This window comes from Pseudomonas sp. MWU12-2037, from assembly GCF_023242345.1.
Lineage (GTDB): Bacteria > Pseudomonadota > Gammaproteobacteria > Pseudomonadales > Pseudomonadaceae > Aquipseudomonas > Aquipseudomonas gingeri_D.
Genome location: NZ_JALLIZ010000005.1, coordinates 291,137 through 302,947, shown reverse-complemented (window position 1 = coordinate 302,947; position 11,811 = coordinate 291,137). Strand labels below are relative to the sequence as shown.

The window sequence follows — 11,811 nt, the reverse complement described above, 5'->3', positions numbered from 1 at the left end:
GTTCCTAACGGGCTTGCCCGTTGTTTTAGGTCCACGGCCGTGACATTGACGTCCTCATCCCGTAACACCCTGAATCGCCAATCCCTCGGCCTGGGCCTGATCGCCCTGCTGCTGTTTATCGCCGGCGTCTATCAGCAAGCCGCCATCGGTTTCGACTCGCGCTTCGTGCTGTTCGCCGAGGAAATGCTGCGCCATGGTCCGAGTTTCTTCCCGACCACCTATGGCGAGCCGTATCCGGACTATTCGGCATTTTCCACCCTGTTGATCTGGTTGCTGTCGCTGCCGTTCGGCTCGGTCAACGCCCTCGCCGCCTGGCTGCCGAGCGCCCTGGCCTCGGCCTGGATCGTGGTGCTGATGTACCGGCTGGTGGCCCCGCATTCGCCCCGTTGGGCGCTGCTGAGCATTGCCTTGCTGTTGCTGACCAATAATTTCCTGATTGAAACCCGCGCGGTATCCCTCGACCAGATGCTCGCCGCCGTGTCCCTGGCGGTGTTCTACCTGGGTTATGCCGCCAAATACTACGGCGCGCCGAAACGCAGCGTGCTGCTCCTGGCGCTGCTGGTGCTCGGTTTTGCCATTCGCGGCCCCATGGGCCTGGTGATCCCCACCGGCATGCTGTGCAGCTTCTACCTGCTCAGCGGTCAATGGCGCCGGTTGTTCGTGTTTGGCTTCCAGGCCCTGTTCCTGCTGGCAGCCTGCATCGGCCTGCTGTTGTGGCTGGCCTCGCTCGATGGCGGCCCGGCCTTCCTCCAAGAAGTGATCCGTATGCAGTTCACCGGCCGCATGGACGGCTCGGCGGGCTCCAGCGGTACGCTGTATTACTTCAGCAGCGCTTTTGGCAACTACGCCCTGGCTTATCCATTGGCCGTGCTGGTTCTGGTTGCCATTCTGACAACCGGTCGCCAGCATCGTGGGCCGGCCTTGCAACTGACCCTCTACGCGGTCGCGGCCGGCTTGATCGTGATGCTCGGCCTGTCGGTGCCCCAGGCGAAAAAAGCCCGTTATATCCTGCCGATGGTACCGATGGCGGCGATCATTGCCGCCTATCCGTTCCAGGTCGGGAAAGGCCGTCTGTTTGCCTGGCTGCGTGGGCTGATCCAGGGTCTCTGGTTGATCCTGCCGGGCCTGCTGATTGTCGGGATGTTCATGTTGCACCGGCGCTTCCCTGAAGAACTGCCAACCCTGGGCGTCGCGCCCTATCTGGTCGGGGCCTTGCAACTGATCGCCGTGGTGGCGTTGTTCAACGCCCGCTGGCGCGCGCTCGGGCTGGCCGGTTGTGCGGTGCTGGCGCTGTGGAGCAGCTATATCCTGATTGTCGAGCCGACCGAACGCGTCGCCTACGATACCCGCGCCTTTACCCAGGCGACCCAGCAGTTGATGCAAAAGGATCCTGCGCCGCTGGTCATGCACGCGGTGGGCAAGGATGGACGGGCGATCAAGTTCATGGTCAATGCCGAGGGCGATCTGCAGCCGATCTTCACCGAAACGCCTGAGCAGCTTCAGGGCGTGGCGCGACCGGCGTGGGTGATGATGGGCAAGGATCAGTATGACGCCCTGAAAGGCACGGCTATCGGCGATCTGACGCCAGTACTCAGCCAGCGGTTCGACAAGAACGATTATGTGCTGTTGAAGCTACCGTAAAACCTGTAGGAGCCTGGCTTGCCAGAGAGGCTTTGAGCGATCTCGGGCCTCTTCGCGGGCAAGCCCTGCTCCTACAGTTCGGTGTCGTACACAAGATCAGCAAACGACGACTCACTGTAGGAGCAGGGCTTGCCCGCGAAGCTTTTGGCGGCCTGGAGGCTGCTATCGTTTCCTGTATTACAGCATCAGGCGATAACGACACTCGCCCCCTTCAGCACATCCAGCCCTACCCCCACCAACGTCACCGAATCCGACCCGAAGGTCAGCACGGTATCGTGTCCCACCACCTTGGCGTGGTCCTGGATAGTGTGTCCCTGGGAATCGGCATACCCCATGAACACCAGTTTGTCGGAAGCCTGGAAGCCGGTGATCTTGTCCTGGCCGAACGATCCGTTGAAGCCGTTGAACAGGAAGGTATTGCCCCCGCCCTTCGCATCCATCAGGTCATTGCCGGCACCACCGATAAACACGTTCCCCCCCTTGATCGCGCCAATCAGATGATCGTCGCCGCCATTACCCAGCAACCACTCCCCCGAAGACTTCGCCGTCAGGGTATCGGCCCCATCGCTGCCGACCTGCGAGTTGACGTAACTCCCCTCGGACAAGCTCTGGTTGCCCACCACATGGGCCACGTCCTTGTTGAAGAACACCAGGCTCGACTCCTTGCTGACCAGGGTGCCGATATTCTGGGCGATGGTGATCCCGCCACTGGCATCACGGATATACAAGCTGCCGTGGCCGTCATTGGCGATATCGAAGCTGGCCAGGGACTTCTGCAGATCGAAGGTGTTGTTGCCCTTGCCGCCGAGAATGATGTTGTAGCCACCGTCATCGCGGAAGGTATCGTTACCGCCGCGCCCCTCGATGTAATCGTTGCCACGCCCTCCCTTGAGCAGATCGTTGGCGTCGCTACCGATGATAAAGGTGCTGCCACTATGGGTTTCGGCATTGCGATTGAGATCCTGCACCCAGGTCTTGTCCCGCGCCGGATCCGACAGGTTGGCGACGATGATGGTCGAGTCCTTGCTGGTCAGGTTGTAGAACTGCGACCCCAGCACCCGATTCAAGCCATCGCCATAGGCCGTCGGCAGATGGGAAATCCAGGTGGCGACGTTACCGATGGAAAACGGCAGCACATTCCAGGCATCGGACGCGTAATGGTCGTTGAAGCTGACGATATTGTTGGTCGCCGACGCCTTGTTGGCATCGTGCACACCCAGGGTCGCCAGGGTCAGGTTGGAGCCGTCGAGGGCGCGGAACACCGGGTCGTTTTCATAACCGATATTCAGCACCTGGGTGCCCGGGCCGCTCTGGGTCGGTGAAGCAAAGGCGATGTAGTTGGCATCCTTGTAGAAACCACCCCAATGGTCCTTGCTCAGGTCGGCCACGCTGTTGACCGCCAGCCCGCCGAGGCTGTGGCCGCTGACCAGCACGTCCTTGCCGGAAAGACCGTTGGCCGCGGCAAAGGTCGCCACGCTCTTGAGCAGGCCTTCGAAGGCATTGGCGCTGTAGTTCTTCGCGTAATCCTTGGGTCCGATGGCCGCCAGCAAGTCGTTGATCGCATCGCCGATGGTGTCGCTGATCTGGCTTTCCCGCGGCCCGCTGGTGCCACGGAAGGACACGCCGATCTCGGTCAGGTGTCCGCTGGCGTCGTACTTGCCGAGGATTTCCGCCTGCGCCGTGGTGTAGCCGGCCTTCTCGCCATAGAAGGTGCCGCGGGCGTCGGTCTTGCCGCCGTAGCCCAGTTGCGCGGCACTGATGGGTGTCCAGCCGGCGGCCTTCACCGCCGCCAGCGCAGCTTTCTCCGAGTCCGGGTTCCAGGGGATCCCGGGGATGACCCCCTGGGCATCCGTGCCACCGATCAGGGCCTTGACCAGGGTTGCTGGCAGGCCGAGACCGAAGCCGTTCTGCTGGTAGCCCACGGCAAAGCCGTTATCGAGGTTGTGGTAGGAGTACAAGGTGATCGCCATTGCATCGGAATACAGTGCTTTCGAAGCCTCGGTTCCTGCGTTTTTATAGTCAAACACACCCATGGTATTGCCTCCTTGCTGGTTGGAATCATTGTCGTATGAAGGCCTCGTCGACCCTGGCCAGGTCGGTTTCGCGCAAGGTGCCCGCGTAGTAATGCAATTTGGTCCAGGCCATCAGGTAGTCATAGCGCGCCTGGGCCAGGTCGCGCCGGGTGCTGTAGAGCTGCTGCTCGGCGTTCAGCGCATCGAGGTTGACCCGCTCGCCGCCGAGGATGCTCTGCCTGGTCGAGACCACCAGGGCTTCGGCCGAACTCAGGGCCTTCTGGTAGGCGCGCAACTTGCTCACCCCCGACAGGCAGGCACTGAACTGGCGACGCAGCTCGATCAGGGTTTCGCGGGTCTTGCCGTCCAGTTCGTATTCGGCCTGTTCCAGATTGGCGCTGGCCTGGCGCACCGACGCCGAGACGCCGCCACCGGCGAACAACGGCACGTTCACCTCGAAACCGATGGTGTTGGTGTCGTAGCGCTGGTTGTAGGTGTTGCCGCTGTCGGACTCGCTCTTGCGCACGCTGGCGTAGGCATTGAGCTTGGGCAAGTGCCCGGCGCGGTTGCGCTCCACTTCATAATGGGCCACCTCCAGGGCCTGGCGCTGGGACGCCAGGGTCGGGTTGTTCTCCAGGGCCATGGCGTGCCAGGTATCGAAGTTGGCCGGCTCCAGGGGAAACGACTGAAAGGTCCGGGCCAGTGGCGCCAGTTCGGAAACATCCACCGACGCTACGCCGATCAGCGCCCCCAGTTCGCGCAGGGCGGCATCCTGTTCGTTCCGGGCTTCGATTTCCTCGGCGGTGGCCAGCTCGAAACGCGACTCGGCTTCGAGAATATCGGTGCGCGTGCCCTCGCCCTGGCGGAACAGATGCTCGTTCTGCTGGAACTGCTCCCCATAGGCTTTCTTGCGGGCCTGGGCGATCTCGATCTGGTCCTGGGCAAACAACGCCTTGGTGTAATAGGTCAGGACCCGCACCAGCAGTTCCTGGCTCTTGCCGCGAAAGGTTTCATCGGCGAACAACGCCTGGGCCACGCCTTTGCGGTAATTGGCATAGGCCTCGTAGTCGATCAGCGGTTGTTGCAGCATCAGCGTCGAGCCGGAGCTGGTGTAGTGACGGTCCTCGTGGGCGTTGCCCCGTTCGCTGAGATAGGTGGCCCGCGAATCGTTACGGCCCTGGTTGTAGTTATAGGAAATCTTCGGCAGCAGGCCGGCCCGGCCAATGGCGCGGTTTTCCTGGCCGGCATCGCGCTCCTTGAGCGCGCCGAGGAATACCGGGTCATTGCGCAGCGCCTGCTCATACACCTGGAACGGCCCCATGGCCTGGCTGCCGGTGCTGACCAACAGGGACATCGTTGCCACGATCATCGACAGTGTCTTCATTCGGTGAAACATCCTATTGCTCGGTCAGCGCGGAACCCGCGCGGTCCAGCAGGGGTTTGAACAGATAGTTGAGCAGCGAGCGCTCGCCGGTCCGCACGAACATCTCGGCGGGCATGCCCGGCTTGATCACCAGCCCGTGGAGTTTTTCCAGGGCCATGTCGCTCACCGACGTGCGCAGCACGTAATACGGCGCGCCGGTCTTCTCATCGAGCAACTGGTCGGCGGAGATCAGGCTGACTTCGCCGGGCACCCGTGGCGTGCGGCTCTGGTTGAAGGCGGTGAACAGGATGTCCACCGGCAGATGGCTGCCGACCTTGTCCACCAGGTTGACCGGCAGGTGCCCCTCGACTTCCAGGCGTTCGCCCTGGGGCACGATCTCCAGCAGGGTTTCCCCGGCACGGATCACCGCGCCTTCGGTGTGCACGCTGAGGTTGACCGCTATGCCCTCCGCCGGCGCGACGATCTCGCTGTGCTGCAAATTGAAATCCGCCGAGCGCAGCTGCTGCTCCAGGGTCAGGCTCTTGAGCTGGGCCTCGGCCAGTTGGCCGCGCACTTCCTTCTGGTACTCCTCGCTGTGCTGGGAGAGCTTGAGACGCGACTCGACAATGCCCTGCTCGACCCGCCCGCTTTCGCCGCTGTTCTGCGCCAGGTCCTGTTGCACCTGGGACAGCTGGCGCTGGTAGTCCAGCAGGCGGTTGCGCGGGATATAGCCGTTGTCCGCCAGGGGCTTGAGGTTGTCCAACTGGCTGCGCAGGGAATCGGCGCGGGCCAGCATGTCGTTGCGCGCGCGACGCATACCGGCCAGTTGCGAGCCGGCGCCGTCGATACTGGCGCGAATACCGGCCTGCTCCCGGGAAAAGGCTTCGCGACGGCTGCTGAACAGTTGCCGCTGGCCTTCGAGCACCAGCGCCAGGGGCGGGTCGGCCTCCGCGCTCAACTCGGGCGGAAACACCACCCGGGGCAGGTTGTCGCGCTCGCTCTGCCAACGCGCCTGGCTGGCCCAGGCCATGCGGTACTGGGCCTGCAACGATTGCACATCGGCCGACAATTGCGTCTGGTCGAGGCGAAACAGCGGCTGACCCTGATGCACCACTTGCCCTTCGCGCACCAGGATCCGGCTGACCACGCCGCCGCCGAGGGATTGCACCGCCTTGCGCTTACCGGATACCACCACGGTGCCCTGCACGGCAATGCCCTGGTCCAGCGGCGCCAGGGCCGCCCAGAGAAAGAAGCCGCCGGCACCCAGGAGGGCCAACAACCAGCCCATACGGGCAAAGAACCGGGCATCACGCTCCCGGTATTCAACAGGGGTACTGATCTGCATTGTGCTGTCCTTGCTCATGCGCCGCTACTGCGCGTCGGCGCGGGATACTGTCGGCTCAGGCTGACGCCCGCCGGGGTGGCTGCCTCGCGGGCCGGTTGCGGTGCGGGTTGGGCGCCGGCCGACAGTGCCTTGAGCACATCGGCACTGCTGCCGAAGGCTTGCAGGCGGCCTTCGTTGAGCACCAGCAACTTGTCCGCCTGGGTCAGGGAGGTGGAACGGTGGGTCACCAGGACCACTGTGCTGCCCCCCGCCTTGAGCAGGGCAATCGCCTGGGTCAGGGCGGTTTCCCCGACCACATCGAGGTTGGAATTGGGCTCATCCAGCACCACAAGGCGCGGGCCGCCATACAACGCGCGGGCCAGCGCCACCCGCTGCTTCTGCCCGCCGGACAGGCCGCTGCCGTCTTCTCCCAGCAGTGTGTCGTAGCCCTGGGGCAGGCGCAGGATCAGCTCGTGCACACCGGCCTGACGTGCCGCCTCGACCACTTTCGCCGAGTCGACCTCGGCAAACCGCGCGATATTTTCGGCAATGGTGCCGCTGAACAACTCGATGTCCTGGGGCAAATAACCGACATGCGGACCGAGGTCGTCGCGGTCCCAGCGGTGCAGGTCGGCACCGTCCAGGCGCACGGTGCCACCCAGGGTCGGCCAGACGCCCACCAGCACCCGGGCCAGGGTCGACTTGCCCGAGCCCGAGGCACCGAGCACCCCCAGCACCTCGCCGGGGGCCAGGCTGAAACTTACCTGGTGCAGGGTCGCGATACGCTTGCCCGGCGGTCCGGCGCTGACCTGTTCAAAGGCCACCTGGCCCTGGGGCGCGGGCAGGCTCATCTGCCCTTCTGTCTCGGGGAACTCACGCAACAGGCCGTCCAGGCGCTGATAGGCGAGCTTGGCCGTGCTCCACTGTTTCCACACCGCAATCAACTGGTCGATGGGGCTGAGCACCCGGCCCATAAGGATCGAGCCGGCGATCATCATCCCGGCGGTCATCTCACCCTTGATCACCAGCAGCGCCCCCAGGCCCAGCACCAGCGATTGCAGGCACAGGCGCAACATCTTGCTCAGGGAAGTAATCACCGCCCCGGTATCGCTGGCGCGGTTCTGCCGTGCCAGAAATCGCGAGTGCACCTGGAACCAGCGCCTGCGCAAGGCCCCGAGCATGCCCATGGCCTGGATCGTCTCGGCGTTGTGCAGATGACTGGTGGCCAACTGAGTCGAACGTTGCGAATAACCGCTGGCTTCGCTCAAGGGCTTTTTGGTCATGGACTCGTTGAGGCAGGCCAGGGCGATCAGCAACAAGGCCCCGACACTGGCGAACACCCCCAGCCAGGGATTGAACAGGAAGATCACCAGCAGGTAGATGGGAAACCACGGTGCGTCGAAAAAGGCGAACAGGGCCGGGCCGGTGAGAAACTGGCGAATCTGCGTCAGGTCGCCGAGGGACTGGCCGGCATGCCCTTCGCCGCGCAACAGGTTGCGCTCGAAGGCCGCCTGGTAGACCCGCAGATTCAAGCGCCGCTCCAGGGCGCTGCCGATGCGGATCACGATAAAACTGCGGACCACTTCCAGCAGCCCGATAAAGGCAAAGAACCCCACCACCATCAGGGTCAGCATGACCAGGGTAGTTTCGTTCTGGGAGGTCAATACCCGGTCATAGACCTGGAGCATGTAAATCGAAGGCACCAGCATCAGCAGATTGATCAACGCGGTGAAACAACCGACGCTGAACAACACACTTTTATAATCGCCGAGCACACGGATCAAAGGTGTCCCGGACATCATTTTCGGCGGGTTCATCTCTCTTCCTTGAAGTTTACGCACAGCCGGATACGCACCTTTATTCGATGGCCGGCGAGCCGCTCGGGAATATAGGCACTTTCAATAGGAGTCGTTCTTTAGCGACGCATAAAGACTGAACGAGAAAACAACTAACAGGCACAAGGCATCAAGTTGCCGTTTAATCGATTTGCACCTGGATACTCAGGGCTTATCGCGCACCAGTACCAGAACGCTTCCATTCTTCAAACGCACTTCATAACGATCCGCCCTCTGCCGATTGAGATGGACGATGCCAGTCCCTTCGGCGCCATACAGCCACAGGCCATCGGGGGTCGGTTCCCAGTTGGCCGGGCGTTCGCCCAACCAGCCGGCGATGCACTCCAGGTCGCCACTCAGGCGCGGTGACTGCAACGCCAGGTCAAGCTTGCAGGCCTGGGGTTTCTCACCTTCAGGGTACATCCGCCACTGGCCGACAAGGGCCTCGGGGCTGGTCATGAGCAGGCTGCTCGCCATGGTGACTTCTCCAGAAAACGCCAGAAACGCAGCCATCAGCCACGTCGAATAGGTACTGCGAACAAAGCTCTTGATCATGGACATGGACTACCTGGCCAGAGGGCAGCGCTGCAGCGCTGCCCCTACCGCATCAACTCAAGCCACGATATCCGTGACCGCTGCCTGACCCACGGAGGTCACCAGGAAATCGGCGACGCCGTGCCCGGAGAAGTCCACCGCCAGGGTACCCAGGTTGGTGCCCGAGGCATACGTCAGTACCGCATCGCCGGCATGGCCGGTGAACGCGTTGACGAAGGTCAGGCCCGAACCATGGGTGATCCCGGACAGATCGATCTTGTCCTGGCCACTGGTGAAGTCCATGATCCGGTCGGCCGCTTTCGGCGCCGAGTCGGAAACGGCGGCGAACACGAAGGTATCGTTGCCCGAACCACCCCAGAGCTTGTCGGCACCGCCAGCCCCGTAGAGGATATCGTTGCCTGCACCGCCACGCAGTTCGTTGGCCGCATCGTTGCCGATCAGCAGGTCGTTGCCCGAACCGCCGATGGCGTTCTCGATCGTGACACCCTGGGCAATGGAGATATTACCCACCATGCCGCCAACGTCGGAGAACGAGCCGTCATGCAGGTTGATCTTCTGGTTCTGGGTGAACCCGGAGAAGTCCAGGGTATCGTTGCCGCCGCCGTCCCAGACCGAGAACACCAGCTTGTCCGAAGACGAAGTGGCGCTCAGGTAGTCGCGACCGGCATTGGAGTTGAACCCATAGGTGGTGTCGCCGGAACGGGTGCTGTAGTTGGCGCCGTAGAGTTTCTGGATCGCCGCGATATCATCCATCAGCGGGCCCGAGGAATAAGCCTCGACCCCGCCTTTGCTGAAGTTCTGGCTGGTGTTGCTTTCGCTCCAGTAGCTCATGACGCTGTAGCCGCGGGTGTCCTGTCCATAGGACGCGTCATTGTAGGTCGGGTTGCCTTCGCCGGCGTTGTAGTCGCCGGGATGAGCCAGGCCGAGGGTATGGCCGATCTCATGGGTCAGGGTCTGGCGACCGTAGTTGTTCAGGCCAGGCGTCTTGTTGACGTTGTAGCCGCTACCGGTCAGGTACCAGGACTGGCCGTCGTAGCCAGGCTCGGTTCCCGGCAGGAAGGCGAATGCCGCCGCGCCTTCCTGCCCGCCGCTGTAGTTACCGAAGGTCATATGACCATCGCCACCCTTCGCCGCCTCCGTGAAGGTCACATTGGCCACGTCCGCCCAGGATTGCATGGAGAGCACGGCCTGCGACTTCTGCAGCGCGCTGAACTGGCTGAACCCGGTGACGCCCAGACCGCTGAAATTCGAGGTCTGGGAAGTCAGGAAGGTATAGGTCAGTTCGATCTTGCCGCTGCCGTCCAGATCGTGCCAGGCGGCACCGTCACGCAGCAGTTGCGTGGCGGCCTGATCGACGGAGTAGGAGGGTTTGCCATTGACCGTGAGATTACCGCCACGGTCGTATTGATGGCTGAAGCTATCGATCTGGTTAAAGGCGGAACTTGTCCCGTTGGCCGCCAGTGCCGCATCAGAAGAAACAATAGCTTTGGTTTTGACTTTCGACATAAACACACTTCCTTGTTTGCAAGTGAAACAGTTTTTGTCAGATAGCGACAATCCCTTGGCGAGATCATCCTATCACTCGCCCTTTTTGAAGGCAGCGAGAAACTGACACAATTTGAAATCAAACGTCCAGCGCTTTTTTGATAACAAATCCCATAAACACCGAAAACACCTACAAACGTTGGACAACGCCATGAAAGTTTTTTCTGACAGTAACGGCCGACTCCCGCAAGCAGACTTTCGGAAAACTTCAAGTCGCAAGAATGCATATGGGAAGTGCATCAATAAATGACCAACCAGTCACTTTTATACTTATAAATTTCCCGGTCGACCACTCGTTCTCAATGCATTCAGGACAACTTCGCCGCTTAACGCCGATACCGCTGTTCCATCGGCCGTGTTCATGTCCTCGCCGGCCAGCAGGGCATTGATGATCGCCTCCTCCACCGCTTCGGCGGCCGCCAGGAACAAGGGGGAAATATGATCGTTGTTGAGCATCGCCAGCGGGCTGCTGAACGGCAGGTCCTTGCGCCCGTAATCGGCGGGTGGCAACTGGTCGTTGCCGGTGGCGAAGGCCAGGAAGATATCGCCGCTGGAATCCTCGGTGCCGCCGCCGGTGCGGGCGATTCCGATGGAAGCCCGTTGCGCCAGGCGCTGGCATTGATGGGGCAGCAAGGGTGCGTCGGTGGCGAGAATCACCACGATCGAGCCCATGCCCGGGGTGCCACGACGGGCGAAAGGCGACGGGATATCCAGCAATTGGCGACCAACCGGATAGCCATCCACCCGCAGCTCCTGGCGTTTTCCATGATTGGCCTGGACCAGCGCGCCGACGGTCCAGCCGCCCTGCGCTGCCGGCAGGCGCCGCGATGAGGTGCCGATACCGCCCTTGAATTCATGGCAGATCATCCCGGTACCGCCACCCACCGAGCCTTCGGTCACCGGACCGGGCCTGGCATCGGCCAGCGCTTCACGGACCTGCGCGGGGCCGACATGCTGGCCCCAGATATCATTGAGCACCCCGTCATAGGTTTCCATCACCACCGGCATGCACCAGTACACCGCCGGGTCCGCCAGGCTGTCGCGCTCGTCGGCGATCAGCGCATCGCGCACCACGCCGACGCTATGGGTATTGGTGATCGCCACGGGCGTGGTCAGCAACCCGGCTTCGCGAATCCACTCCAGGCCCGTGGCATCGCCATTGCCGTTGAGCACATGGCAACCGGCGAAACAGGGCTGCTGCCGCGCCGCGACGGGCCGTGGCTGGATCAGCGTCACGCCGGTGCGCACCTGCTTGCCGTCGATCTCGGTCTTCAATGTACTGTGGCCGACCCGTACACCGGGCACATCGGTGATGGCATTGAGCGGCCCCGGTGTTCCCAGGCCCAGGGTGATTCCCCATTCACGTGCGCGCATAATCCCTCTCTGTCCGCGGGTTTGAAATGTGCGGCCACTCTAGGCGCTCACTTCCCGCTCGCCAATTCCCCTATCGGGGTACTGTCGAGCCCGTGCACGGATCTTCTAGACTGCTACCCGGCCGCCAGCCTCTACTGAAGCACTGCAGATTGACCACGACTC

At 62.2% G+C, this 11,811-nt stretch carries 8 protein-coding genes; 1 reads left to right on the top strand and 7 read right to left on the bottom strand.

The features are described from left to right. Window positions 1–45 precede the first annotated feature (45 nt). Complete coding sequence (locus M5B42_RS11760) at window positions 46–1,641, top strand: glycosyltransferase family 39 protein (RefSeq protein WP_152739805.1); 1,596 nt, start codon at window positions 46–48, stop codon at window positions 1,639–1,641. Window positions 1,642–1,826: 185 nt separating this feature from the next. Here M5B42_RS11760 and M5B42_RS11755 read toward each other — a convergent pair whose 3' ends face one another. The 7 genes from M5B42_RS11755 to M5B42_RS11725 all read right to left on the bottom strand — a co-directional run bounded on the left by M5B42_RS11755 (window position 1,827) and on the right by M5B42_RS11725 (window position 11,649). Next, window positions 1,827–3,674, bottom strand: a complete 1,848-nt coding sequence (locus M5B42_RS11755) for a polyurethanase (protein ID WP_248745919.1) — start codon at window positions 3,672–3,674, stop codon at window positions 1,827–1,829. A 25-nt stretch (window positions 3,675–3,699) separates the two neighbouring features. Then, the gene (locus M5B42_RS11750; protein ID WP_248745918.1) at window positions 3,700–5,037 is read right to left on the bottom strand and encodes a TolC family outer membrane protein; all 1,338 of its coding nucleotides are present in this window, start codon (window positions 5,035–5,037) and stop codon (window positions 3,700–3,702) included. 13 nt (window positions 5,038–5,050) lie between these two features. Next, window positions 5,051–6,379, bottom strand: a complete 1,329-nt coding sequence (locus tag M5B42_RS11745; RefSeq protein ID WP_152739713.1) for an HlyD family type I secretion periplasmic adaptor subunit — start codon at window positions 6,377–6,379, stop codon at window positions 5,051–5,053. Continuing rightward, on the bottom strand, window positions 6,376–8,157 hold the full coding sequence (locus M5B42_RS11740) for a type I secretion system permease/ATPase (protein WP_283099741.1): 1,782 nt from the start codon (window positions 8,155–8,157) through the stop codon (window positions 6,376–6,378). The genes M5B42_RS11745 and M5B42_RS11740 overlap by 4 nt, the downstream gene beginning before the upstream one ends. A gap of 183 nt (window positions 8,158–8,340) precedes the next feature. Beyond that, the gene (locus tag M5B42_RS11735; protein WP_248745917.1) at window positions 8,341–8,736 is read right to left on the bottom strand and encodes a protease inhibitor Inh/omp19 family protein; all 396 of its coding nucleotides are present in this window, start codon (window positions 8,734–8,736) and stop codon (window positions 8,341–8,343) included. 51 nt (window positions 8,737–8,787) lie between these two features. Next, window positions 8,788–10,236, bottom strand: coding sequence for a serralysin family metalloprotease (locus M5B42_RS11730; RefSeq protein WP_248745916.1), 1,449 nt, complete (start codon window positions 10,234–10,236; stop codon window positions 8,788–8,790). Window positions 10,237–10,545: 309 nt separating this feature from the next. After that, complete coding sequence (locus tag M5B42_RS11725; protein ID WP_248745915.1) at window positions 10,546–11,649, bottom strand: P1 family peptidase; 1,104 nt, start codon at window positions 11,647–11,649, stop codon at window positions 10,546–10,548. Between the last annotated feature and the right edge of the window lie 162 nt (window positions 11,650–11,811).

Excerpts from the sequence above, each read along its gene's own strand:
- M5B42_RS11755 (WP_248745919.1), bottom strand. The coding sequence starts at position 3,674 with ATGGGTGTGTTTGACTATAAAAACGCAGGAACCGAGGCTTCGAAAGCA.
- M5B42_RS11750 (WP_248745918.1), bottom strand. The coding sequence starts at position 5,037 with ATGAAGACACTGTCGATGATCGTGGCAACGATGTCCCTGTTGGTCAGC.
- M5B42_RS11745 (WP_152739713.1), bottom strand. The coding sequence starts at position 6,379 with ATGAGCAAGGACAGCACAATGCAGATCAGTACCCCTGTTGAATACCGG.
- M5B42_RS11740 (WP_283099741.1), bottom strand. The coding sequence starts at position 8,157 with ATGAACCCGCCGAAAATGATGTCCGGGACACCTTTGATCCGTGTGCTC.
- M5B42_RS11735 (WP_248745917.1), bottom strand. The coding sequence starts at position 8,736 with ATGTCCATGATCAAGAGCTTTGTTCGCAGTACCTATTCGACGTGGCTG.
- M5B42_RS11730 (WP_248745916.1), bottom strand. The coding sequence starts at position 10,236 with ATGTCGAAAGTCAAAACCAAAGCTATTGTTTCTTCTGATGCGGCACTG.
- M5B42_RS11725 (WP_248745915.1), bottom strand. The coding sequence starts at position 11,649 with ATGCGCGCACGTGAATGGGGAATCACCCTGGGCCTGGGAACACCGGGG.